Raw genomic sequence first — 25,618 nt, forward strand, 5'->3', positions numbered from 1 at the left:
GAACGAATCCAGGAATTATATATATTGACCGAAATTTTAAAGAAGCGAAAATCTGCGCCCCGACCTGAGTGGAGCTCTTTTTTTGGGCCGCAAAGCGGAACAAAAAAAAGCGGGAACGGAGGGCGGAAACAGGCGCCCAAAAAATATTAATCGTTCAGCTTCAAAACCGCCATGAATGCAGATTGTGGAACCTCTACCCGACCGATTTGTTTCATTTTCTTCTTGCCTTCTTTTTGTTTTTCCAGAAGTTTTCTTTTACGCGAAATATCGCCACCGTAACATTTTGCGGTAACGTCTTTTCGTAAAGCTTTGATGGTTTCGCGGGCGATTACTTTCGCGCCAAGTGCTGCCTGAACGGCAATATCAAACTGTTGCCGCGGAATGAGTTCGCGCAGCTTTTCGCACATTCTTTTGCCGATGTAATAGGCATTGCTTTCGTGAATGAGAGAAGATAACGCGTCCACCATATCGCCGTTGATGAGGATATCCATCTTTACCAATCTGGAAGCGCGAAAGCCGATTGGATGGTAATCGAAGGAGGCGTATCCTTTGGAAATGGATTTTAAACGGTCGTAAAAATCGAAAACAACCTCTGCCAAAGGCATATTGAAAACCATTTCGACGCGGTCTGCAGTTAAATAATTTTGGGTAACGATTTCGCCGCGTTTTTCGATACATAAGGTCATTACGGAGCCGACAAAATCGGATTTGGTAATAATGGAAGCTTTGATGAATGGTTCTTCCACGCGGTCCATCGTCATCGGGTCCGTCATTTCCGACGGGTTGTTGATGAGAATCATTTTCTCCGGATCACGCTTTGTATAACCGTGATAAGAAACGTTGGGAACCGTGGTGATTACGTCCATATTGAACTCGCGGTCGAGTCTTTCCTGAACGATTTCCATGTGAAGCATGCCGAGGAAACCACAGCGGAAACCGAAACCAAGCGCCGCTGAACTTTCCGGCTCGAAAACCAGAGAAGCGTCGTTCAGGCGTAATTTTTCCAAAGAGAAACGCAGTTCCTCAAAATCTTCGGATTCGATGGGATAAATTCCGGCAAAAACCATGGGTTTTACTTCTTCGAAACCTTCAATAGCTTTTTCTGCACCGTTCTCAAAAGTGGTGATGGTATCGCCAACTTTTACCTCGCGGGCATCTTTAATGCCGGAAATGATGTAACCCACATCGCCGGTTCTTATTTCTTTTTTGGCTAATTGTTTCAACTTCAATGTTCCCACCTCATCGGCTTCGTACATTTTGTTGGTCGCCATGAATTTAATGCGCTGTCCTTTTTTGATGCTTCCGTTGACGACTTTGAAATAGGCTTCGATGCCGCGGAAAGGATTGTAAACGGAATCGAAAATGAGGGCCTGCAACGGTCCGTCTTCGTTCCCAACGGGTGCGGGAATTCTGTTCACGATCTGCTCTAACAATTCCAGCACGCCTTCGCCGGTTTTTCCGGAAACGCGCAAAACGTCTTCATATTCGCAACCGATAAGATTCATAATTTCGTCGGTTACTTCTTCGGGGTTTGCAGAGGGTAAATCTATTTTGTTCAGGACCGGGATGATGGTCAGATCATTTTCCAGCGCCAGATATAAGTTGCTTATCGTTTGAGCCTGAATGCTTTGCGCAGCATCTACGATGAGAAGCGCACCTTCGCAGGCGGCGATGGAACGGGAAACTTCGTAAGAGAAATCGACGTGTCCCGGTGTATCGATGAGGTTGAGAACGTACTGTTCGCCATTCAGTTCGTAATCCATTTGGATGGCGTGAGATTTTATGGTGATGCCGCGTTCTTTCTCGATATCCATATCGTCTAAGGTTTGCGCCTGCAACTCTCTTTTGGTAACCGTGTTGGTATATTCCAAAAGGCGGTCTGCCAAAGTAGATTTTCCGTGGTCGATATGGGCTATAATGCAAAAGTTTCGTATGTTTTTCATTCAATTCTTGATAGGTTGCAAATTTAGTGTTTTTTGGCGGATTTTGCAGAAAATTTGCGCCGGTGTGCTGCGATAGGGATTGCAACGGAAACCCCGCAGTTGGCGCAGGGAAAGCTGAGGCACGAGGAGTTGAAGTGGAAAGCCCGACCCGAGTTGCGGGAAAAGCGATGGAAAGGGGATCGCCCAAAAAAGAACGACCTCTACAATAATCTGCAGAGGTCGCTCAAACATTAAAAAAATAAACTATTATGGTCGCCTTCTCTGCGGACTCGGATTTCCTTGTCCGTCTTGTTTTTTGTCTAATATTTTGTTGCGCATTTTGCCTTCGGTTTGGTACATCTGGAGAACCTGCTGGGGTTTGATGACCTTCATGAACTTCTCGCAATAGATTTTCCGGTTGTCCAGGAGCTGCTGACCGATCTCGAAACTTTCGTCGATCTGTTTTTTGGCTTCGTCGTCGCTCATATTGTCGTAATTTCCGGAAGGCTTGAACTTGCTTTTGATCTCGTTTTGCTTTTGCTGATATTCCGCGTACAGCGTCTTAAACTCCTCTTCATTGGTTTTGGGAACTTCCAGCTCCGACACCATCATATTTTCCCGAAACTGCTGCAGGAGCGACATCCTTTGCTGCGGACTCATTTTTTGGATGATCTGTTTTCTTTCGTCCGGCTTCATCGTTTTCCAGTCGTATTTCTGGTTCTGCGCGAAACTTTGATGGGAAGCCAAGATGAGGGACATTAGTAATAAAATCTTTTTCATGGGTGTTTCGTTTTAATTATACAGATCCAAATAAACGTCCTGCTCTGCATTTTTGCCTAAATCTGCCAACTCTGCGGAGGTGAAATTAGCGAGAATCTGATCGACCTGAACTTCGGGATTTTGGGACACTATAGGTTTGCTCTCTTTGGCATATTTCACTGTGGTTTTCTCTGAAACATTTACCGGCGCTTTGTCTTCTTTTTGATGATCTGCGACAACATTAGTTAAATCGTTTCCTAAAGTTTTGTACGCAATTACAGCTTCTTTTTCGGGTTCGTCGGCTGACAGTGTTGATGTTGCGCTGCGGTTTTCTGCCTTAGCTAACTGATTGTCGATGGTGTTGCCCTCGGTTTCACCATTATTTTGCGTCACAAAAAATGTGATTCCGAATAACAGTGAAACTGCTGCCACGGCGGAATAGACCCAATTCATTTTAACGATTTTACCCTGCTTTTTTGGAGCGGTCTCCTGCAGAACTTTCATCTGCATTTCCGCGAAAAAGCCGTCGGGAGCTGTGTAAATATTCTTACGTTCTAATTTTTCTATATCTAAATTTTCCATGAGAGAAAAAATTTTATTCTGTATAATTTGCTTTAATATAATCTTCTACTTTTTGTTTGGCGTAATGGTAATTCGTCTTTAACGTTCCGACAGACATGTCCAGAATTTTTGAAATTTCTTCGTACGGAATATCTTCGTAATACCGAAACGAAAAAACCAGTTTCTGCTTTTCCGGCAGGGAATGAATGGCTTTTTGCAGCAGGATCTGAATTTCCTCTGCATCTGCGCCTGCATTTTCCGCAACTAAATTTTGGAGGTGATATTCGGAACCTTCGTCGCTCTTCTGCATGCGTTTCATTTTGTTCAGTTGCTGCAGCGCCTCATTGGTTGCAATCCGGTAAAGCCAGGTATAAAGCTGACTGTCCTGTTTGAACTGGTGAAAATTTTGGTAAGCTTTGATGAAGGTGTCCTGAAGAACATCCTGCGCCAGATCGTGATCTACAATTAACCTCCGAATATGCCAATACAACCTACTCTGATATGCATCCATCATCGCGCGAACACCTTTTTCACGGGTTTTATCGCTCGACATCAACTCGATAATTTCGGTCTCCTTAATCTTCATTGAGATGCTTTCGGTGTTTTGATGGTAAATTTAATTAAAAGTTAAATAGGTATTTCAATTTTCAGTCCAAAGCAAATAATTACCTTTGTTCATATCTATTTTCATGAAGATTGTTATCCTTGGTTCCGGCAATGTGGCTTATCATTTGGCAAAAGCTTTTGCGGAAAAAAACATTCCTGTCGCGCAGGTCTTTGGACGGAATGAAAAAGATTTGAAAGAAATTTCAGCACAACTTGAAATTCCGTTTTCCACAGAGAAATTAGAAGATGCCGACTTTTATCTGCTTGCCGTGAATGATGATGCGGTTACGGACCTCTCGAAGAAAATTCTCAAAACAAACTGTCTCGTGGCACATACGTCCGGTTCTCTGCCCAAAGAAGCTTTGGAAGGCCATTATCGAAAGGCGAGTTTTTATCCCCTGCAGACTTTTTCCAAATCGAAACCGCTTAATTATTCCGAAATTCCCTTTTTTGTAGAAGCGGAAAATTTGCCGGATCTCGAAATTCTGGAAAATTTAGCTTTAAAAATTTCGACAAACGTAATGAAGAGCGATTTTGAGAAACGGAAGTACATTCATTTGACCGCAGTTTTCGCCTGCAATTTCGTAAATCATCTTTTTGCACGGGCGAAAGAAATTTCGGATGCGCAGCACATTCCTTTCGAGTACTTTTTGCCTTTAATTAAAGAAACGACGGAAAAAATTTATGAAGTTGAACCCAAACTGGCGCAAACCGGTCCGGCGGTTAGAAATGATGAAAGGGTTTTGGTGCTTCACGAACAGTTGATCGCGGACGAAGAACATTTGAAAATTTATAAAACCCTGAACGAATCGATAAAGAAAATGTATGAGTTATAAATCGAAACTGAAAAATATAAAAGCCTTTGTGTTTGATGTAGACGGCGTTTTCACGGATGGAAGCGTTTACCTTTTGCCCGGCGGAAATATGTGCCGCGTGATGAGTGTTCTGGACGGTTATGCCGTGGTTAAAGCCCTCAAAAAGAATTATTTGATCGGCGTTATCACGGGTGGAAATGATGACGAAGTTCGACACCGGATCAACTACCTCGGCATTACAGATTATTACGCAAAATCTCCGGACAAAGAACTTGATTTTGAACACTTTAAAACAAAATACAATCTGAAAAACGATGAAATCTTAATGATGGGCGACGATCTGCCGGACGTCCAGATTATGAAAATTTCCGGTATTTCAGCATGCCCGAATAATGCAGTGCCGGAAGTGAAAGAAATTTCAGATTATATTTCGCCGATTGAAGGCGGAAAGGGCGCCGTTCGCGATGTGATTGAGCAGGTGATGAAAATTCAGGGAAAGTGGGTTGAAGATAATACGCAGAGCGTTTAGAAAGCCTCAACAATGAAAATATTATTAGCCTCCAATTCTCCGCGCCGAAAAGACCTCTTAGAAAGTTTAGGATATGATTTCAGCGTTGTTTCCGTGGACTGTGAAGAAGTTTATCCGGAAAATCTAGCACCAGAAAAAATAGCATCTTACCTTTCGGATTTGAAAGCAAATGCTTTTCGAAACCTGGAAAACGATGAAGTTTTAATCACCGCAGATACAATTGTTGCGCTGGAAAACGAGGTTTTGGGAAAACCAAAAGACGAAGTCCACGCCAAACAAATGCTCCGGAAACTTTCGGGAAAAACGCATCAGGTTTATACGGGAATCACGATCAGAAGTTCGGATAAAAGCATTTCTAAAACGGACGTCGCTTCTGTTACCTTTGCTGCGATAAGCGAGACCGAAATCGATTTCTACGTCAAAAACTACAAACCCTTCGATAAGGCCGGCAGTTACGGAATTCAGGAATGGCTTGGAATGGCGAAGGTTTCTAAGATTGAGGGCAGTTATTTTACAATCATGGGACTTCCTACACATTTGGTGTACGAGGTTTTAAAAGATTTTGAATAACTAGGTTTTCAAAAATAAAATTTCATTATTTTTACCAAAAATAGTAGGCATTTCCATACTAAAATGCAGATTTAAAAGTTATTATGAAATAATGAAAAAAACTATACTTTTCCTTTTGGCAGTCAGCGTTTTCAATTCGTGTTCCACGCGTAAAAAGACGAATGATTCCACTTTTATGAAAGGATTTTTCTCCTATTACAACACGCTTTTCAACAGTAAAGATGCTCTCGAAACCGAGTTGCGCAACCGCGATCAGGCGCACAAAGACAACTTCTATGCGCCCTACATTCAGTTGCTGACTTATGAGGAACAGCCTTTGGGCAGCGATCTGGCTTCCGGCGGCGCTTTTGGTAATGGTGCTCCGCTGCCACCCGGCAATAATTCCAACGGGCCGGGAATTCCGGGCAGGTTTGATAATTCTTCCGGTGCTGACAACCAACCGAAATCTGGGGCAAGCATTTTAGAAATTTCGGAAGCAAAAGCTTTGAAAGCCATCGCGAAATATTCCGTAATGAAAGGCGGTACCGAAAAAAACAAGAAAATTTTTGATGCCAATATCCTTCTCGCGCAGTCGAGATTATATCAGGATAAACCTTTGGAAGCACTGGATGGACTGAATTATATTTTCAGCAATATGTCCAAAGATAAAAGGCTGCCTTTAGCGCGCATTTATCAGGGTTTGGCCTATTCGAAAATGGAAGATTATGCCAGAGCCGAAGAAGTTTTTGCAGGTCTGAAAGACGATAAGCTCAAAAAGAACGAAAGAAAATTATTAAGCATTTACTACTCCGAAATGTTGCTTTCTGCCGGAAAAAAGAAGAAGCCGTCGCCGAACTGGAAAACGCTTATGCCTACAACAAAAACAGAAAACTTCGCAGCCGGATCGCTTTTCTGCGCGGACAGATCCTGGCCAATTTGGGTAAAAATGAAGAAGCCCGTGAAAGTTTTGTATCAGCCTACAAAAATGCGAACAACTTTGAGTTTGAAGTAAAATCGCAGATCGAAATCGCAAAAACCTTTAACGGAAAAGAAGATGATTATGAAGGTGCAAAAGAATATCTGGAAAAAATTAGCAAAAAAGGAACGTACGGTTCGCGTAAAAATGAGTTTTATTACGCTTTAGGCTTGATGGCCAACAAAGCCGGAAAAAAGGAAGAAGCAAAGGCATTTTTCGCGCAGTCTTTGAAGGAGAAAGTTTCGGATCCGCAAATTCGCGGACTCGATTATTTCGAAATTGGAAAAGCCTATTTTGAAGACAGCGATTATTTGTCGGCGGGCGCTTATTATGATTCGGCGCTGGCTTCCATGAATTATGAACCATCCAAAATTTTGCTCCAGGAACAATCGAAAAACATCAAGCAGGTTTCTGCAAACTACTATCTGATCAAGAAAAACGACAGTATTTTGGCTTTGGCGAATATGCCGGAAGCGGAACGAATTGCTTATTTCAACAAATATATCGAAGGTATTAAAGCCAAAGAAGCACAGGCCGAACTGGAACAGCGAAGAGCCGAGCGGTCCAAAGGTTTCGACACGGGTGATTACGGAGCCAATTCTGTATTTGCCTCCAACACGGGCGGATTCCAGGATTTTGGAGAGAACAAAGGAGGTTTTTACTTTTCTAATCTGAGCACCGTTGCTAAAGGCGAATCCAGCTTCAAACAGTTATGGGGAAACCGCTCGCTGAGTGATAACTGGCGGACTTCTGCCAGAAGCAATTCTATTGAAGATATGAAAAATGAAGCCATGGGAATTGCGACCGCGCCGGATCCCCGAAGACTGGAACCCGATTTCTACATCGAACAAATTCCCACCGATACTCAGGAAATCTTTGCGCTGAAAAAAGCCCGCGACACAGCCACGTTAGGTCTGGGAACCATGTATGAGTCCTATTTTTCGGATACGCCGCTGGCGACAAAAACACTCTACGATCTTGTGGACAGCAAACCCGAAGACGATCTGAAACTCCAGGCGCTATACCAGATCTTCGCCTTTAATTACGAAAAAAATCCGGGTGCTGCAGAACGTGCAAAACAGATGATCCTTACGGAATATCCTTACACGTCTTACGCTGAATTCGTAAAAAACCCGAAGAATAATGAATTCGCGAAATCTTCGGAAGAAGTTGAAAAAGCCTATGCTCAGGCATTCGATCTCTATGCAACAGAAAAATATGAGGAGAGCAAAGCATTGATCGAATCTTCTTTGGAAAAATATCCGAAAGACGCTTTGGTGCCCAAATTCGCCTTGCTGAACGCATTTAATTCGGGAAAAATCGCCGGAAAGGAAATCATGATCCTTCAGTTGGAGCAAATCGCCTTGAATTATGCCAGAACAGTTGAAGGCGAAAAAGCCGCAGACATGCTAAAATACCTGAAAAGCGATTTGGCAATCGAAACTACAGATGCAAACGGCAACAAAACAGAAATGAACAACATCAACATGGGCCCCGGAACACCAACTGCGAGGGACGAAATGCAGAATCAGCCACCGGTTCCACGCGCTCCTTCGTCCATGCCATTCCCGCAACGTCCCACTAATAACGGAAATAATACCGACGTCAGATCGCCAAATTCAAACGGTCTGCAAGCGCCACGAACCGTGCCGCCCGCCGGTGAAATTAAAATCAGATAAGCAAAAAAGCGAAGGTAAAACTTCGCTTTTCTTCTTTTTATATTCGATTATATCTCCTTCTAAATCAGGAAGATTTCTTCTTTACGCCCTGAAAATCTTTCAGATAAAAAGGTTCGAAGTAGGCAACATCTTCAAATTCGTTTGCTTTAAATTTTTCCTGCGCTCTTTTAATCAGGTATTTCGCTGACGGATAAATTGTACCATCAAATGCGGCGGCGGAAAGCTGAAGAATTTCCCGGGCTTTTGTCGCACCATCGCCGACGAAGATCACTTTTTTCCCTGCAGTTCCTGAAACGAAGTTTCGTCTAAGATTTTGGCTTCGGTGTCGGTGAGCATTTCTCCGGTTTTACCGTCGAAAATGGCGCAATACACCTCCATTCTCCGCGCATCGATGAGCGGAATAATCAAGTCATAATCTTTCCTCAGAAAAGGTTCGGTCATGCTTTCCAATGAATTCACCGCGATAAGTGGAATCTGTAAACCAAAGCAAAACCCCTTGGCTGAAGAAGCACCGATTCGCAAACCGGTGTAGGAACCCGGTCCTTTTCCCAAGCAAATGGCGTCAAGATCCTGCAAAGAAATTCCGGCACCTTCTAAAGCCCACTCCACAAACGTGTGTAAACTTTCGGACTGTTTATAATTTTCCGAAATTTCTTCACAAAGGCAAAGTAAGTCAGATCCCTCAGAAATTGCGACAGAACAGTTTTTAGAAGATGTTTCGATATGGAGAATTTTCATTGGATGAGGAATTTAATAAAAGAAATCTATTTGATTAAATTAAATGTTTTAAAGGTTTTTATAAACCGTGCGCGGTTCGCTTTGCGCGCTCGGATAAATGGTCAGATCGGAGATCGCCACGTGCTTTGGCGCAGAAATACAGTAGGAAATGGCGTCGGCAATATCTTCCGGCTTTAAAGCTTCATAACCTTGATAAACGGTTTCGGCTCTTTCTTCGTCGCCTTTAAATCGAACTTTAGAGAAATCAGTTTCCACCAAACCGGGCTGAATGTTGGTTACTTTGATCCCAAATTCGGTCAGTTCCAGACGCATTCCTTCGGAGATCACATCCACCGCGCGTTTTGAGGCGCAGTACACAACGCCATTTGCATAAGTCTGTCGCGCCGCAACGGAAGAAATATTCACGAAATGCCCGTTTTTTTTAGCTTTCATTCCGGGAATCAGAAGTTTTGAAACATAGAGAATCCCCTTTACATTGCCGTCCATCATCGCATCCCAGTCCTCAATCTTGCCGTCTTCGAGACTTTCTAAGCCATGCGCGTTTCCCGCGTTATTGATGACGACATCGATGTCTTGCCATTCTTTTGGCAAAGAGCCGATCGCGGTTTCCACTTCGGCGAAGAAACGCTGATCAAAATTCAACGTAAACACTTCCGTTGCGGTTGAAAGTTCGCTTTTAATGTGTGCTAAAACTTCTGTTCTTCGTCCGCAAAGAATTAATCTGTAGCCGTTTTTCGCTAACAATTCTGCGGTGGCTTTTCCTATGCCGGACGTTGCGCCGGTGATGAGTGCTGTCTTCATTAATCTTGTATTTAATTGGCATCGAAACTCTGAAACGCGTCTTCGATGTGCGTAATTTGTAATTTTCCGGCGGAATCCGGAAGCACGGCGATAATATCAAACCTAACTTCTTTATCCAAATTTCTATCTTTCATAAAATGATCGGCGCACAAAACAATGGCTTTAATTTTCTTTTTCGTGACGGCTTCCTGCGGTTCCATAAACAGATCTGTTCCGCGGGCTTTTACTTCTACAACAACGATCAGATCTTCAAATTCTGCTACGATATCGATCTCAGCCCGCTGATAACGAAAGTTCCGAACCAAAATTTTGTAATTTTTTCCGGTCAGATAGTCTGCAGCCAGTTTTTCTGCAAGGTTTCCGAAATCATTGTGTTCCGCCATTAGCTAATAAATTGATAAGCCCACCAAATCAGTACAATCTGAAGCGGCAATCTAAGGACCGAGAGCCAAAATCCTTCCTTTTTTTTCACGAAATATTTGCGCGACATTTCGATGTTTGCGGGAAAAACTGCCACTAACAACGCAATCGTGAGATACGCGCCGACGGTTTGTGCCGTGGGAATAAGTAATAAAACTCCGCATATAATTTCTGCAATCCCACTTAAAATAACCAATGTTGAAGGCGCGGGCAGGTATGCCGGCATTATTTTCAGATAGAGTTTTGGCGTTACAAAATGCAAAATTCCGGCGATGATAAGCAGTCCCGCAAGAATATATTTTGAAATTTCTAAGGTATCCATTAAAATTCTACCGTGTTTGTTTCTCCTACCTTTAACTTTGTTGCTGCGCCGATAATTAATGGTTTATTGTCGAAAATGTGGCCGTTTGGAAAGCCAAATAATGTCGGAAAATTATAGTTTGAAATTCTTTCGGCGATGATTTCGTACGCGAATTCATCAAAACTCGCGGCGTGATTTGTATTGTCTTTTTCATCGCCCATATTCGTCATTCCGCCGATGATCAAACCTTTTATCTCGCGGAAAACACCGGCCAGATCTAAGCTGATGAGCATGCGGTCCAAAGCATAAAACGATTCGGCGATATCTTCTATGAAAAGAATTTTATCTTTGAAATTGAATGAATAAGAAGTTCCCAGCAGCGCATAGATCAGTGCTAAATTTCCGCCGACTAAGTTTCCGTCTGCTGTTCCCTTTTTATTCAATTGGTGCGGCTCTACTCTGTATGTTGGTTTTTTTCCTTTTAAAATATCGAAGACAAGTTCATAACTCTCCGCCGAAACGCCAAAACTTGAGGTTTTAAGCGTTTGCGCATGAATAGAGGCGAAATTATTTTTTAAAAGAAAACTTTGGATCACGGTGTTATCGGAATACCCAATGTGCCATTTCGGCTTTTTTTTGAAGTCGGAAAGCTCAATATGTCGCAACAAATGTTGACACCCGTAACCGCCACGCGAGGCCCATACCGCAGAAATTTCGGGAGCATTGAATGCCCAGTTGATCTCCTGAATTCTTTCTTTTTCTGTGCCGGCGTAAGAATACCCGTGGTTAAATTTCGTGTAAACATGCTGTCCGAGAACGGGTTCATATCCTTTTGCTTCTAGGAGTTGCAGCCCTTCTTCCAGCTGCGGTTCCTCTACGGATCCGGCGGGAGAAATAACGGCGATTTTGTCGCCTTTCTTTAGAGATTTCGGGAAAATGAGGTCTTTCATTTGTGAATCATTTTTTGTTCCGTCCTTTCTGCATTCTCCAGTCTTTGGTCGAACTGGTTGAATTTTTTAAAACTCTGCAGGAAAATAACGATGCTGAATCCCATTAAAACAAACCCTACTCCTTTTCGGATATAATTGGCCAGTTTCTCCGTTAAACTTTCATGAAACTGTTTGGCTAAGGAGATTTTGAAAAAATCGATCACCAGATAAGTTCCCACAACCAGCGCCATATACAGAAGAAAATCGTCGAGGTCGGGATAAGAATTCCGCACGGAAATCACCGTCACCAGCCAAAATAAAACGACGCCAATATTTAAAATATTAAAGAAAAAACCGTTTAAAAAGGTTTTCATATAATTTTGGCTGATCATTTTTTCTTCGCCTGCCAGGTGCATTTTTGTTTTGGAAACAATCATGTAAACCGCATAAACTAAAATAATAAAAGCTGTTATGCGGTAAAATCCAGGATGTTTATCGATGATTTCTACCAGATCGCCACTTGCAAAAAATGCTGCCGCAATGCATAAAATATCTGCCAAAATAACGCCCAAATCCAGAGCTAACGCATGTTTCGGACCGCGGGAAAAACTCGTTTCAATCAACAGAAAAAAAATAGGTCCAATAAAAACCAAACTTAGCATGATGCCTAAACCAATGGCGGACAGTATGAGTTCTATCATAGAATAAAAGTCTTAAATTCTTGTATTTCAAATATTTAGAAATACATTTTATTTGCTGACAATTTTAAAATCCAGTTGTTTCTGAATTAGATTTGCCTTCATTACTTTAATCGTTACTTTATCGCCCAACTGGTACTGGTTGCCGGTTCTACTGCCTTGTACCAAATGATTTTTCTGATCGTATGAGTAAGAATCGTCCATGAGATCGCGCAGTTTAATTAAACCTTCTGCACCGTTTTCCGGGATCTGAACCCAGAAACCGAAGTCTGCAACGCCGGAAATTACACCGGTGAATTCTTCGCCCAAGTGTTTCTCCATAAACTTAACCTGCATAAACTTAATGGAATCGCGCTCTGCATCGGCGGCGAGCCTTTCCATTGAGCTGCAGTGCTTGCATTTTTCGTCGTATTCCTGCTTGTTAGGCGATTTTCCGCCATCTAAGTAATGCTGCAGTAACCGGTGCGCGATCAGATCGGGATAGCGTCGGATCGGTGAGGTAAAATGCGAATAATATTCGAAACCTAAGCCGTAATGTCCGATCGGATCTGTGGAATAAATTGCTTTGCTCATAGAGCGCATGGCCAAAGTTTCGATCATATTTTCTTCGCCTTTGCCTTTCACTTCGCCCAAAAGTTTATTTAAAGACTGCGCCACTTTTTTCGTGTTTGCCAAATCCATTTTGTAACCGAACGTAGAAACAAAATCGCGCAAAGCTTCTAATTTTACGGGATCCGGATCGTCGTGAATCCGATAAATGAAGGTTCTTTCTGTGGGCGTTCCGCTTTTTTTTAAGGAGACAAATTCGGAAACTTTACGGTTGGCCAAAAGCATAAATTCCTCAATTAAGTGATTGGAATCTTTGCTTACCTTGAAATAAACGCCGATGGGTTGGCTGTTTTCGTCTAAATTGAAACGGACTTCGCTGCGGTCAAACGTAATAGCACCGTCGTCGATTCTTCTTTTTCTTAATATTTTTGCCAGGCGATCCAGCGTTAAAATTTCTTCAGTTAAATCCCCGGTTTGTGTTTCGATTCTTTCCTGCGCTTCTTCGTAAGAAAATCTGCGGTCGGAATGCGTTACCGTTCTGCCGAACCACTGGTTTTGAACTTCGGAATTTTCATTCAGTTCAAAAACGGCGGAAAAAGTAAATTTATCTTCATTCGGACGCAGGGAACAAACTTCGTTACTGAGCACCTCGGGAAGCATGGGCACTACTCTATCCACCAGATAAACGGAAGTGGCGCGGCTGTAGGCTTCATCATCCAGCAAAGTTCCGGGCACAACATAATGAGAAACATCGGCGATATGAACGCCGATTTCCCAGTTGCCATTGTCCAGTTTTTGAATGGAAAGCGCATCGTCGAAATCTTTGGCATCTTTGGGATCGATGGTAAAGGTGCAGACATTTCGCATATCGCGGCGTTTTGCCACTTCGGTGTCGCGGATTTCCTGATCGATATTCTGCGCCTCTCTTTCCACTTCTTCAGGAAACTCGTAGGGAAGGCCGTATTCTGCTAAGATAGAATGGATTTCGGTTTCGTGCTCACCCGGAGCACCCAAAACTTTGATGATTTCGCCTTCAGGATTTTTTTCGCCGGCGCGCCAATCGGTCATTTTTACGACCACTTTATCGCCGTCTTCAGCACCGCCAATCTTTCCTTTCGGCACAAAAATATCGGTGTTGATGGTTTTTTTATCACATACCACAAAACCAAAATCTTTATGTTTGATGAGCTGAAAAGTTCCCACAAACTCGTCGCGTTTTCTTTCGAGAACTTCTACAACAGAGCCTTCTAGTTTTTTTCCTTTGAAGTTATAGGTTACAATAAGAACGGTATCGCCCTGTATGGCGTCTTTTACGTTTTTGGAATGGATGAAGATATCATCGTCCATACCGTCAACCCGAACGTAAGCATTTCCGGCCTGGTTGAAATCGATGGTACCGCTTAAAGTTCCTTCGATATTAAGGGTCAGAATGTATTTCTGCTTCTCCGTTTCTTTGATTCTGTTTTCAGCAAGCAGTTTGTGAATGGCCTGAATGACCAGTTCGCGCTGCCGTGGATTTTTGTAGTCTATTCCGTCCGAAATCTGTTTATAATTATAGATTTTCGTGGAATTTTTGTTCATAAAATTCATAATTAAACGTCCGATTTCCTGGAGTTTATTTTGATTTTTTTGAGATATAAATTTGCTGTTTTTTGCCATTTAAGGGATGTTTGGTTGTAATTAGAAAATTAGCAAAAGGCTATTTTTTCTACTCTGTTTTGATGTCTGCCACCTTCGAAATCGGTGGTGAGGAATTTTTCGACGATTTGAATTGCGAGGTCGCTGGTGATAAACCGCGCGGGAAGCGCGATCATATTAGCATTGTTGTGTTTTCTTGCCAGTTCGGCGAGCTCAACTTCCCAACATAAAGCACAGCGGATATCCTGATGTTTATTCGCCGTAATAGCAACACCTTCTCCGCTTCCGCAGATAAGAATTCCGAGGACATTATCGCCATTTTCTACGGAGGCCGCCGCGGGATGAACGAAATCGGGATAATCGACAGAATCTTTGGAATAGGTACCGAAATCCTGAATTTCGTAGTGACCTTCCAGATGTTTTTTAAGAATTTCTTTATAGTCGAAACCTGCGTGGTCCGCAGCAATTGCTATTTTTTTCATGTTTCAATGTAATATTATCATTTTACAATTCTTACAAATTTAATACTATTAATATAAATAAGGTTTGATTGAATCTTAAATCTTTGCAGACCGGGAAAATAAAACCGAGAAAAACGTGCGCTGCGTGAGCGATGGTAGCGGTTACCCCGCAGCAGGCGCGGAATGTGCGAAGGCGCGAGGAGTAAAAGCGAACAGCGCGACCCGGGCAGGGGAGAGCATGGCGAGGGGCACGCCCAAAAAGATCTCTTAAAAATTGTTAACATCGCCCCGGATTCGTGTTGGTAAGTAAGTAAAAAAAGTTCTTTTCTTATTCATATAAAATTCATACTGCAATTTGTTTTTGGATTATCGCAGAATTATTTTGAGAAGTTCGGGCAGAAAATTGAAGACGTTTTCCATACAAAATTTGCTAAGAATGCCCCTGCATAAAACTTACTGACAATTGTTGATAAAGTATTTAACCAACTATCAATCAATTTTTTATAATGTTGGTTGCGTATGAACTTTGGCGCGACTGTATGTGGTGAATTTTCTGGATTTTATTTCTCCCCAAACCCGCACGATACAACAACACTATTCATTTTCTTTTTTTAATAAAAGAATATAATGTAGATAAATTGAGGCTTTGGGGATTGGGGAATTTTAAATGAGATTAAATTTTAATTAGCGGGAATTAATCCTAAATTTGTGAAACCAAAACGGAAAAGTATGAAGACAGTAAACGATTTCAATTTCAAAGATAAAAAGGCACTGGTGCGTGTAGATTTTAATGTGCCGCAAAGCGCAGATCTGAAAGTTACGGATAACAGCCGGATTGTAGCGGTAAAACCGACCATTGAAAAGATTTTAAACGATGGTGGCTGTGTGATTTTGATGACGCATTTGGGCCGGCCGAAAGGAAAGGTTTCTGAAGAATTTTCCCTGGAAAATATCATACCAGAAATTGAAAAGGTTTTTGGTAAGAAAGTTCAGTTTTGTCCGGACTGCATGGGCGAGGATGCGAAAAACATGACAGGATGCCTGAAGCCGGGTGAGATTTTACTGCTCGAGAATCTGCGTTTTTATGAAGAGGAAGAAGAGGGCAACGTAGAATTTGCGGAGAAACTTTCGAAATATGGCGATGCTTTCGTTAATGATGCTTTTGGGACGGCGCACCGCGCACACGCTTCCACCGCGGTTATTGCGCAGTTTTTTCCTAATACTAAATTTTTCGGTTTACTGATGGCTAAAGAGTTGCGGGCAATCGATAAGGTTCTTAAAGATGGCGAAAAACCGGTGACGGCCATTTTGGGTGGGTCTAAAGTTTCGTCGAAAATTACGATCATCGAAAATATGCTGCCGGCTGTTGACAATCTTATTATTGGTGGTGGGATGGCTTTCACGTTCGTTAAAGCATTAGGCGGACAAATTGGTAATTCGCTGGTAGAAGAGGATAAGTTAAGACTGGCGCTGGAAATATTGGAGAAAGCAAAAGCACAGAATGTAAAAGTACATCTGCCCATCGACAGTGTGATTGCAGACGAATTCAGTAATGATGCGGAGATCAAGGAGGTTGATGTTTATGATATTCCGGAAGGCTGGATGGGACTGGATGCGGGCAAGAAAACGCAGTTGATGAACCATGATGTAATAATGAATTCAAAAACCATTTTGTGGAATGGTCCGGTTGGTGTTTTCGAAATGCCTAATTTTTCTGCGGGTACAGTTGCATTGGGCGACAGTATCGCGGAAGCCACGGAGTTGGGAGCATTTTCCCTCGTGGGCGGTGGCGACAGTGTGGCGTTTGTGAAACAGTTCGGCTATGAGGATAAAGTAAGTTATGTTTCTACGGGCGGTGGTGCGATGCTGGAAAGTTTGGAGGGAAAAGAACTTCCAGGCGTAAAAGCAATAAACGACTAAGATAAACTAAATATTTAGTTCAATAGAAAAGATCACCAAAGTTGGTGATCTTTTTTTGTTAAATTTAATAGGAATGAATTTAATCTAACCGGGATCTTATTTATTAAAAATGCGATTATGAAAAAAGGAATATTCACGAAAATAAATAGATTCTTTCCAAATTCGGCCTTCAGAAACTCGTCAAAATTGTAAAAACTATTTTTTTTCGATAATGTATATCAAACTGGAAAATTCGCCTGTTTTTGAAGCCTTAAAATTAGAAATCGCACCAAAAAGCAGACCTTTTAACCAAAATAAGCGTGATTTCCTATATTTTTCGCTGAGCATGGAAATATAAAAGGAATCGAGTAGGAGGGGCTTAATTTTTTTGATTTTCCAATTTTGGTTGTTCATCAAATTTTCCATGCCGTTTTTGGAGAAGTGATAGATATGTCGCGGAACATCGTAGGCAGCCCAAAACTCTTTGTAATATTCTGCATCAAAAGAAGTGGGATTGGGCACGGCTATAATCAGTAAACCGTTGTCTTTCAGTTTGGAATAAAATATTTTTAATATATCTTCCTGATTTTCAATGTGTTCAAAAACATGCCACAAGGTTATGGCCGCTAGACTTTTGTTTTCGATCTGGGTAATGTCTCTTACTATAGTTGATTTAAGCAGTTTGTTAGCAGCGGCATTTCTCGCAGCGTCGTTCGGTTCGAAGCCTACCGCAGTAAAGTCATTTTCTATAAATTTAAGAAATTCACCCGCACCGCAGCCATAATCCAGAACTTTTGACTGAGTTTTTACATAACGACAAAGAATATTCTTTTTATACTTCAGGTTGAATCCCTGGAGAAATTTATATAGTTTTTCTTTAAGACTTCCCGAATCCTGATGGTGCGAAATATAGTCTGCACTGTCGTAATATTTGTCCAGATTTTCCGGTAATGGCGTCGTCTTGAAAACTCCTTTCGTGGACGTTTCTTCGAGTTGAAAAGTTTCCTGGGTAAGAAAATGATCTTTAATTTTCATTTTGAGTTGAAGTGCAAATTTTCTACATTGAGGTTCTTCTAAGTTAATGTTTCACGTGAAACATTTTAAGTTATCTTCCTAAATAGATTAACAAAACATTAATGTCTGCCGGTGAAACACCACTAATTCTGCCTGCCTGGGCAATTGACTGCGGCCTTACTTTGTCCAGTTTCTGTTTAGCTTCGGCGGATAAGGAGTTTATAACTTTAAAATCAAAATCGGTGGGAATTTTGATGGTTTCGAGACGGTTTAATTTCTCGACATTATCCTTTTCTTTTTCAATATAGCCACGATATTTGATGTTAATTTCCGCCTGTTCCTTCACATCTTCTGCAAATTCACCCGTTTTTTCTTTGATGAAGGTGATCTCTTCCAACTTCTCTAAGGTCATGTTCGGTCTGGTTAGGATTTGGGCAGCACGATAAGCCTGGTCGACGGGAGAGGAATCTATGCTGTTCAATATGGGATTAATCACGCCTGGTTTCAAGGATGTGGCTTTAAGAAAATCTTCCAGCTCGTTGCTTTTTAATATTTTTTCCTCTACATTTTTTAATCGATCGTCGCTTGCGAGGCCCAATTTGTGGGCTTTTTCGGTTAGTCGAATGTCTGCATTATCCTGGCGTAAAAGCAGGCGATATTCCGCACGGGAGGTAAACATTCTGTAAGGTTCTTCTGTACCTTTGGTAATAAGATCGTCAATAAGCACGCCGATATAGGCTTCGTCGCGGTTTAAAATAAATTCCCCTTTATCATGGACTTTATTATGGGCATTTATTCCCGCCATGAGTCCCTGACCGGCGGCTTCCTCGTATCCCGTTGTACCGTTAATTTGTCCTGCAAAATAGAGATTTGAGATCAATTTTGTTTCCAGTGTATGATAGAGTTGGGTAGGAGGGAAGTAGTCGTATTCGATCGCATAGCCGGGGCGGAAAACTTTTACGTTTTCAAAACCCGGGATGTGTTTCATCGCTTTTATCTGAATGTCTTCCGGTAACGAGGAACTGAAACCATTAACGTAAATTTCGACGGTTCTCCAGCCTTCAGGTTCCACAAATAACTGATGCCTGTTGCGCTCCGCGAAACGGTTGATCTTATCCTCAATACTGGGACAGTATCTGGGACCTGTACTTTGAATGGTACCGTTGAACATAGGGCTTCTGTCGAATCCTTCCCGTAAAACTTCGTGCACAGTTTCGTTGGTATAAACGATGTGACAGCTCAGTTGTTTCGTCAGCTTTGGTGTATCGGTATAGGAAAATTTCTGCGGCTTTTCATCTCCTTTCTGCTCCTCCATTTTCGAATAATCCAAACTTCTTCCGTCAACTCGCGGTGGAGTACCTGTTTTCATCCGTCCGGACTCGAAACCTAAGGAAACAAGTTGTTCTGTGATTCCCATCGCTTTTGGTTCGCCCATTCGCCCACCACCTAATTGTTTTTCGCCGACGTGGATAAGCCCATTAAGAAAGGTACCATTCGTAAGAACCACTGATTTTGCTTTAATTTTTATGCCTAATGACGTAATAACACCAACAACCTGATGGTTTTCGATGATTAAACTTTTCACCATATCCTGAAAGAAATCCAAATTGGGGGTGTTTTCCAACGCGTACCGCCATTCTTCAGCAAATAACATTCTGTCATTTTGGGTTCGGGGCGACCACATTGCAGGACCTTTAGAAAGATTAAGCATTTTGAATTGAATCGCAGATTTGTCGGCGACAATACCTGAATAACCGCCCATCGCATCAATCTCGCGTACAATCTGTCCTTTGGCAATACCGCCCATAGCAGGATTACAGGACATTTGTCCGATGGTTTGCATATTCATAGTAATGAGCAGCGTTTTCGACCCAAGATTTGCAGCAGCAGCTGCGGCTTCGGAACCGGCGTGTCCCGCACCTACAACGATGACATCATATATATCGTTTATCATAAAATAAGGTGATAAATCATTTAAATTTTAAATTGTTTCACGTGAAACATTTCGGCTTTAATTGTAAAATAATAGTTTTTAGCCCCGATTGCAGCGGCATCCTTTTGTGAAGCCTTTGGGTGGGCCTTAGTGAGGCAAGGCTGAAGAAAAGATAGAGCGGAAAGCGGGATTAAGCTCCTAAAAAATTCGATAAATAAAAATCTTCTTTTTGTCGCATGACTGAAATTTCTGCCGGTGTTTTATCTTTATAACCACATAAATGTAAAACTCCGTGGGCTAAGACCCGAAGTAATTCAGAATCAAAGTTTTCGGAGAGGGCGGCATTCTCGGAAATGCGGTGCAAAGATACAAAAATATCTGCGGAAATGGTTTTACCCTTCACATAATCAAACGTAATGACATCTGTGTAATAATCGTGCTGCAGAAAGTCACGGTTAACCTGCAATAGATATTCGTCATCACAGAAAATGTAATTAATGTCACCAACTTTTTTTCTTCGTTGCTGATAAGTTGCTCCAGCCAGTTTTCAGTACCGGGCGGAATTGCAATTTCTGCGATATTCTCAAAAAAAAACTGAATCATATGCTAAAAATAATGTCCTAAAATAACGCTCAGAATGTTATTATCGACGGTTAATGAGCGGCTAAAGTTGATCTTAATTTGGCCAAACGGTGATTTGTACCCGGCAGTTAAGCCCACGGAAGACGCGTTGATATGGAATATATCGTCCACTTCAATGTCATTAAAAAGGTTCGCCACACTCACATTTGCATCCAGGTAATAGTTTTTGTAAACATTATACTGCAAAGTGTTGGATGCCGTTAAAATGTTTTCAGCGCTGACCTGACCAAATTCATAACCCTGAAATTTAAAAAAATTCCCTAAGTTTTGATCGAAAATCCCGCCAATCCGATACTGATAGTAGGAAGGTAGGTTGTTTCCAAGTGTAAAGCCGCCTACTAAGCCCAAACGGTACGTTAGCCGGCCCGCAAGAGGGAAGTTTAACTGCGAGGAGATCCTGGCCTGCAGTGTGCTGCCATCTTTTTCATCGTTTAGGATATCGATAAACTTACCTTCTGCGTTAAGCAAAAATCCCCGCGTAGGAAAACTGGTGTCGTCCTGGGTATCGCTTTTAATGAAAATATAAGGGTTGATAAAATTCGCTGCATTCGCGTAAGACGATTCGCCGGCGATTTTAGCTTCAAAATAATCGTGGCTTAAACCGCCTCCAATTGCATATTTATCGCGCCAAACCGATTGTAAAAAGGCTTCGTTACGGAACCAGTTCCACCGCTGGGAGACATTGGAATCAACATCGTTCAAATCCAGACTCATTCCCGACGCGTAGACGCCAAAGCCCGGAATAAAGCCATTATCGATAAAATAGTTCAAATAGTACCGCGGACTATCACCGATGACCACATCCAACGAGACAATTGAATTACGGAACAAAAGTCTTTTTGCCGTGGCGTTCAGCAAAAGACCGGTTTTAAAGATCTCATCGTAGTGTAAACCAAACTTCAGAAAGATTCGGGTGTCGTCCTCGGTTAAATTTAATTTCAGATAATTTTTAAAATTCTTTTGAATAATGTCGTAATTGATGAGTTTATAGTTGTTGGTGGCGTACAGGCGATCGATCATTTTATTAATTCCTCCATAAGTTTGAAGGGAGGGAACACGCAGATTCATCTTCCCCTGTATGTAATTTTTACTGAAAATATGGTTGTTTTCAACGATTAAACTATCAATTTTATACACATTGGAATAGATCGAATTTAAAGGAGACCGCAGAAAATCGATCTCTCTTTTTTGGAAGCAGGGAAAGGGGTTTGATATACTTTTTTGCTTCTACATAACCCGAATCCAGAATGGCTTTTTTCGCATCGTAACTTGTGGCTCCCAGACCCGTCAGATTCGGATGAATATTGATATCAGTATAGGTATATTGATTTTTTGTTTCTGTTTGAATACCGAAATCAATCACCTGATTGAGGATATCAATTGCACTCTGGAGGTTTTTCGCACTTGCGAGTCCCTGACTGAGGTCGACGCCGATGACAATGTCGATTCCTTTATCTTTAAGCGGTTTCGAAGGATAATTGATGGTCATCGCACCGTCGATGTAAAGCGAATCTCCAATTTTAACGGGATCCATCAACGAGGGAAAGGCGGAGCTTGCCATAATGGCGCTTACCAAATCGCCTTTCTCAAAGATCTCTTTTTTACCACTTTCTAAATTGGTTGCCACGCAAAGAAAGGGAATGGGAAGTTTCGAAAAATCACTGATGGTAGAAACGTTTTTGAAAAGTTCCTTTAAAAGGTAAATGTTTTTTTGTCCCGTCGAAATGGCTTTTGGCAGAACGTTGATCTTGCCGTCCTTCACGGGAATTGTAAGAATGTATTTATCAACAGATTTATTGAAAAAAGTGGTTTCCTGACGGGTTTTTTCGTTGGCAATAATTGTATAGAAATCGGTATCCATTACAATTTTTTCTATTTCCTTTCCTGTATAGCCGGAAGAGTAGAGGCCACCTACGATTGCACCCATGCTTGTTCCCGCCACATAATCAATCCGCACGCCCAAGGAATCGAGTACCTTTAAAACGCCGATATGGGCAAAGCCCTTTGCGCCACCGCCAGAGAGCGAGAGACCGATTTTCGGATTTGGCGGAACTTTGAAACCTTCCTTCACCTGAGAAAAAAGGGTGATATTTGCACAAATAACCAATAAGAGCAGTATTTTAATTTTCATTAGTCTTTAATATAAATTCTTTTTACACGACGGGAGATGGAGGTTAAAACCTCGTAGGGTATCGTGTTGCAATATTTTGCAAATTCCTCCAGAGAAGGTTTAGTATTAAAAATGATGACTTCTTCCCCTTCATTTACCCTTTCTTCTCCAATATCGATCATCATCATGTCCATGCAGACATTTCCGACGATGGGAAACAGTTTCTGATGGATTCCGACTGAACCCTGCTGACTTGTAATCAATCGCGGAATCCCATCGGCATATCCTACGGGGATTGTTGCAATTTTTGTGGAGTTTTCGGCAATGTAGTTTCTGCTGTATCCCACGGAATCTCCGGCCTCGATTTCTGAAATTTGCGAAATCACCGTTTTGAAACTTACTGCATTTCGAAGGTGTTTTTTCAGTTTTTGGTTGGAGGTTATCCCAACCATTCCAATTCCGATCCGAACCATGTCAAATTGATATTGAGGATAATTAACAATCCCGGAAGAATTTAAAATGTGACGTAGCGGCTGATAATTTAAACCAAAAATTAAACGGTCGGAATTTTCGGTAAAAGTTTTGATTTGGTCGAGCGTGTATGCTTGTTCTTCAGCATCGTCGGAGGACGACAGATGACTGAATATCGACTTTACCTTTACATTCATGGAACTGAGTTCCTTTAAAAGTAAGTCAATTTCGGTTCCTTTAAAACCCAAACGGTGCATGCCGGTTTCCAGTTTTAAATGGATGGGATATTTTCGCTGAATTCCTTTGTGGATGAGCTGTTGATTGAATCGCTCCAAAACACGAAAACTATAAATCTCCGGCTCCAGGTTGTAATCAATAATGCTGTTATAGCTGTGCTGCTCGGGATTCATGACCATGATCGGGGTGGTAATTCCATTTTTTCGGAGGTCAATTCCTTCGTCTGCGTAGGCAACACCAAGATAATCGATGTGGTGATGCTGCAAAAATTCGGCAATTTCATATCCACCGAGACCGTAAGAATATGCTTTTACCATTGCCATCATCTTCGTTTCGGGCTTTAATAAAGCTTTATGGGCGTTGATGTTGTGAATAATGGCATTTAAATTAACTTCCAACACCGTGTCGTGTTTCTGTAATTCTAAAAAAGTCTTTAGGCGGTCAATTTCGAATTTTCGCGCGCCTTTTAGCAAAATTAAAGAATCTTCAATCTGATTAAGCAGCGTACTTTCAATAAGATCCTTTGTGTTATCGAAAGTATAAGTTGCAGCTTCGAAAAAGTTTTGAAAATTAGTAATTTCGTTTCCGATTAAAAAAATTTTATCAAAATCCTGTTGATTTGTCAACGCGGCGACCTGATGGTAAAGCTTGTCTGCATCTTTACCTTCCACAAAATCTGTTATAATTAAAACTTTACTTTTTCTATTATATTGATGAATAAACTGAAAAGAAATCATCAGCGAATCCAAATCTAAATTATAAGAATCGTTGATGATTAAATTGTTTCGCAGGCCGTTTACGCTTTCTAAGCGCATTTCTACAGCTTTTAAAGAATTAATTTTTTTGATGACCTCAGAATCTTCAAAGCCAAATTGCTTTAAAACGGCAATTACACACAGCGCGTTGCTCAAAGTCGCCTCATCTTTTTCCTGTATAGGAATTGAAAATTCGCCCGCAGAATAATGAACTGTTATTTTTTTGTTTTGAATTTTTCCCGACTTACCAAGAGAAAAATCATTTTGGTTTTTAAGGCCGTATGATATTAAATTTTTACTGGAGTAAAGCTCAGTAACCAGTTTTAAAACCAGGTCGTTATCTCCGTTAAAAATTATGGTTTTTGAATTTTTAAAAAGTAAAAGCTTCTCGTGGATCAATTGCTCTTCCGACTCGAAATTGGCGGAATGTGCTGAGCCAATGTGCGTCAGAATTCCGATATCGGGCGATAATATGCCTTCTAAAACCGTCATTTCTCCCGGTTTCGAAATACCAACCTCGAAAATACCAAGTTCGTGCGTGCTGTTAGTCGCAAGAAGCGAAATTGGCAAACCAATTTGCGAATTGAAACTCTTCGGACTTTTTACGGTAATAAGTTTGTCGAAAAGACTTTGATAAAGCCATTCCTTAACGATGGTTTTGCCGTTGCTGCCCGTAATACCAATGGTTTGCACCTGAAACTGATGAATGTGATGTTGCGCCAGCTTCTGCAGAAATTTGATGGAATTTTCAACAATAATCCAGGTAATCTGTGCGGTGTTTTCCGGAATGTGCTCCGAGATAATTATCGTGACACCTTTTTCAATCGCAAATTGAATATATTTCTCGCCTGAATTTTTGGTGGTGTTGATTGCTATGAAAGCTGTATTTGCCCACGTATAAATGTTTCTGCTGTCAAATTCAATTTGCTTTACAGAAAGATTTTCTTCACCGATTAGTTTTGACCCTGTAATGTCTGCGAGTTGTCTTGTGGTATAATTCATGAGCTTTTGTTCACAAATTCGTCGTTGAAAACTTTTCTGCTTACCGCTTCATAGCTTTCTGTTTCGCCAAGTTCAACCAGATCTTTGCTCGCAGAGATACGCATGGAGTAGTTGGCTAAATTTCCTGTTCGTTTGCAGATTGCGTGTACTTTCGTCACATATTCAGCGGTGGCCATCAAGTTCGGAATTGAACCAAAAGGACGGCCCATAAAATCCATATCCAAACCTGCAATCACCACGCGTATACCACTGTTAGCCAATTTATTCGCTACGTCCACAATACTTTCATCAAAAAACTGAGCTTCGTCAATTCCCACCACATCGCAATTGGAACCGAGAAGTAAGATTTCGGCCGGGCTTTCTACAGGAGTGCTTCTTATCTTGGTTTGATTATGGGAAACAACTTCTGCATCCGCATACCTAACGTCTAATTTTGGTTTAAAGATTTCTACGTTTTGACCTGCCATTTCTGCACGCCGTAACCGCCGGATAAGTTCTTCGGTTTTCCCCGAAAACATCGAGCCGCAGATGACCTCCATCCAGCCGCTTTGTTTTGCGTGATTAATTGTATTTTCTAAAAACATTTGTTAAATTAGCCGTAATATTCAGAGACCAAAAATAGGG

Annotated in this window: 20 protein-coding genes and 4 pseudogenes; 6 read left to right on the forward strand and 18 right to left on the reverse strand. The window is 41.5% G+C overall.

The features are described from left to right. Positions 1-146: 146 nt before the first annotated feature. The 4 genes from lepA to L0B70_RS05550 form a co-directional block, all read right to left on the reverse strand. The gene (gene lepA / locus L0B70_RS05535; protein WP_235143288.1) at positions 147-1,943 is read right to left on the reverse strand and encodes a translation elongation factor 4; all 1,797 of its coding nucleotides are present in this window, start codon (positions 1,941-1,943) and stop codon (positions 147-149) included. A 246-nt stretch (positions 1,944-2,189) separates the two neighbouring features. Then, positions 2,190-2,702 carry a hypothetical protein gene (locus L0B70_RS05540; RefSeq protein ID WP_235143289.1) on the reverse strand — a complete coding sequence of 171 codons (513 nt, stop codon included), beginning with the start codon at positions 2,700-2,702 and terminating at the stop codon, positions 2,190-2,192. A gap of 12 nt (positions 2,703-2,714) precedes the next feature. After that, entirely contained in the window at positions 2,715-3,263 is a 549-nt protein-coding gene (locus L0B70_RS05545; protein ID WP_235143290.1) for a hypothetical protein, read from the reverse strand. A gap of 13 nt (positions 3,264-3,276) precedes the next feature. Next, positions 3,277-3,828 carry an RNA polymerase sigma factor gene (locus tag L0B70_RS05550; RefSeq protein WP_235143291.1) on the reverse strand — a complete coding sequence of 184 codons (552 nt, stop codon included), beginning with the start codon at positions 3,826-3,828 and terminating at the stop codon, positions 3,277-3,279. A 103-nt stretch (positions 3,829-3,931) separates the two neighbouring features. Between L0B70_RS05550 and L0B70_RS05555 the strand changes: the two genes are divergently transcribed. The 5 genes and pseudogenes from L0B70_RS05555 to L0B70_RS05575 all read left to right on the forward strand — a co-directional run bounded on the left by L0B70_RS05555 (position 3,932) and on the right by L0B70_RS05575 (position 8,396). Next, positions 3,932-4,684: a Rossmann-like and DUF2520 domain-containing protein gene (locus tag L0B70_RS05555; RefSeq protein WP_235143292.1), complete on the forward strand. Its 753-nt coding sequence runs from the start codon at positions 3,932-3,934 to the stop codon at positions 4,682-4,684. Then, complete coding sequence (locus L0B70_RS05560) at positions 4,674-5,192, forward strand: HAD family hydrolase (protein ID WP_235143293.1); 519 nt, start codon at positions 4,674-4,676, stop codon at positions 5,190-5,192. Before L0B70_RS05555 ends, L0B70_RS05560 begins: the two co-directional genes overlap by 11 nt. A gap of 12 nt (positions 5,193-5,204) precedes the next feature. Then, positions 5,205-5,762: a nucleoside triphosphate pyrophosphatase gene (locus tag L0B70_RS05565; RefSeq protein ID WP_235143294.1), complete on the forward strand. Its 558-nt coding sequence runs from the start codon at positions 5,205-5,207 to the stop codon at positions 5,760-5,762. Positions 5,763-6,596: 834 nt separating this feature from the next. Beyond that, a pseudogene (locus L0B70_RS05570) lies at positions 6,597-6,671 on the forward strand (hypothetical protein); the annotation flags it as partial. Positions 6,672-6,677: 6 nt separating this feature from the next. Beyond that, positions 6,678-8,396: a tol-pal system YbgF family protein gene (locus L0B70_RS05575; RefSeq protein ID WP_235143295.1), complete on the forward strand. Its 1,719-nt coding sequence runs from the start codon at positions 6,678-6,680 to the stop codon at positions 8,394-8,396. 64 nt (positions 8,397-8,460) lie between these two features. Here L0B70_RS05575 and tsaB read toward each other — a convergent pair. The 8 genes and pseudogenes from tsaB to rpiB form a co-directional block, all read right to left on the reverse strand. Next, a pseudogene (tsaB, locus tag L0B70_RS05580) lies at positions 8,461-9,134 on the reverse strand (tRNA (adenosine(37)-N6)-threonylcarbamoyltransferase complex dimerization subunit type 1 TsaB). A gap of 48 nt (positions 9,135-9,182) precedes the next feature. Next, the gene (locus L0B70_RS05585) at positions 9,183-9,935 is read right to left on the reverse strand and encodes an SDR family NAD(P)-dependent oxidoreductase (RefSeq protein ID WP_235143296.1); all 753 of its coding nucleotides are present in this window, start codon (positions 9,933-9,935) and stop codon (positions 9,183-9,185) included. Positions 9,936-9,946: 11 nt separating this feature from the next. Continuing rightward, entirely contained in the window at positions 9,947-10,318 is a 372-nt protein-coding gene (locus tag L0B70_RS05590; RefSeq protein ID WP_235143297.1) for a YraN family protein, read from the reverse strand. Beyond that, positions 10,318-10,677: a MauE/DoxX family redox-associated membrane protein gene (locus L0B70_RS05595; protein WP_235143298.1), complete on the reverse strand. Its 360-nt coding sequence runs from the start codon at positions 10,675-10,677 to the stop codon at positions 10,318-10,320. The genes L0B70_RS05590 and L0B70_RS05595 overlap by 1 nt, the downstream gene beginning before the upstream one ends. Further along, the gene (locus tag L0B70_RS05600; RefSeq protein WP_235143299.1) at positions 10,677-11,606 is read right to left on the reverse strand and encodes an LD-carboxypeptidase; all 930 of its coding nucleotides are present in this window, start codon (positions 11,604-11,606) and stop codon (positions 10,677-10,679) included. The genes L0B70_RS05595 and L0B70_RS05600 overlap by 1 nt, the downstream gene beginning before the upstream one ends. Then, on the reverse strand, positions 11,603-12,286 hold the full coding sequence (locus L0B70_RS05605; protein WP_235143300.1) for a LysE family translocator: 684 nt from the start codon (positions 12,284-12,286) through the stop codon (positions 11,603-11,605). The genes L0B70_RS05600 and L0B70_RS05605 overlap by 4 nt, the downstream gene beginning before the upstream one ends. A 48-nt stretch (positions 12,287-12,334) precedes the next feature. Further along, positions 12,335-14,491, reverse strand: a complete 2,157-nt coding sequence (rnr, locus tag L0B70_RS05610; protein WP_235143301.1) for a ribonuclease R — start codon at positions 14,489-14,491, stop codon at positions 12,335-12,337. 29 nt (positions 14,492-14,520) lie between these two features. Continuing rightward, positions 14,521-14,952, reverse strand: a complete 432-nt coding sequence (gene rpiB / locus L0B70_RS05615; RefSeq protein WP_235143302.1) for a ribose 5-phosphate isomerase B — start codon at positions 14,950-14,952, stop codon at positions 14,521-14,523. 708 nt (positions 14,953-15,660) lie between these two features. Here rpiB and L0B70_RS05620 point away from each other — a divergent pair. Next, positions 15,661-16,851 (forward strand): phosphoglycerate kinase, encoded by a 1,191-nt coding sequence (locus L0B70_RS05620; protein ID WP_235143303.1) that lies wholly within the window; start codon positions 15,661-15,663, stop codon positions 16,849-16,851. A gap of 195 nt (positions 16,852-17,046) precedes the next feature. Here L0B70_RS05620 and L0B70_RS05625 read toward each other — a convergent pair whose 3' ends face one another. From L0B70_RS05625 to L0B70_RS05650, 6 genes and pseudogenes are all read right to left on the reverse strand, one after another. Beyond that, a complete protein-coding gene (locus L0B70_RS05625) occupies positions 17,047-17,865 on the reverse strand; it encodes a class I SAM-dependent methyltransferase (RefSeq protein ID WP_235143304.1) in 819 nt (272 codons plus the stop codon). A 70-nt stretch (positions 17,866-17,935) separates the two neighbouring features. Next, entirely contained in the window at positions 17,936-19,798 is a 1,863-nt protein-coding gene (gene mnmG / locus L0B70_RS05630) for a tRNA uridine-5-carboxymethylaminomethyl(34) synthesis enzyme MnmG (RefSeq protein WP_235143305.1), read from the reverse strand. Between the two features lie 169 nt (positions 19,799-19,967). Continuing rightward, a pseudogene (ybeY, locus tag L0B70_RS05635) lies at positions 19,968-20,380 on the reverse strand (rRNA maturation RNase YbeY). Positions 20,381-20,383: 3 nt separating this feature from the next. After that, positions 20,384-22,550, reverse strand: a pseudogene (locus L0B70_RS05640) (patatin-like phospholipase family protein). Beyond that, entirely contained in the window at positions 22,550-24,994 is a 2,445-nt protein-coding gene (locus L0B70_RS05645; RefSeq protein ID WP_235143306.1) for a bifunctional UDP-N-acetylmuramoyl-tripeptide:D-alanyl-D-alanine ligase/alanine racemase, read from the reverse strand. Before L0B70_RS05645 ends, L0B70_RS05640 begins: the two are co-directional and overlap by 1 nt. Continuing rightward, entirely contained in the window at positions 24,991-25,578 is a 588-nt protein-coding gene (locus L0B70_RS05650; protein ID WP_235143307.1) for a thymidine kinase, read from the reverse strand. Before L0B70_RS05650 ends, L0B70_RS05645 begins: the two co-directional genes overlap by 4 nt. Between the last annotated feature and the right edge of the window lie 40 nt (positions 25,579-25,618).

The organism is Kaistella sp. 97-N-M2, assembly GCF_021513235.1.
In the GTDB taxonomy this organism is placed as follows: Bacteria; Bacteroidota; Bacteroidia; order Flavobacteriales; family Weeksellaceae; genus Kaistella.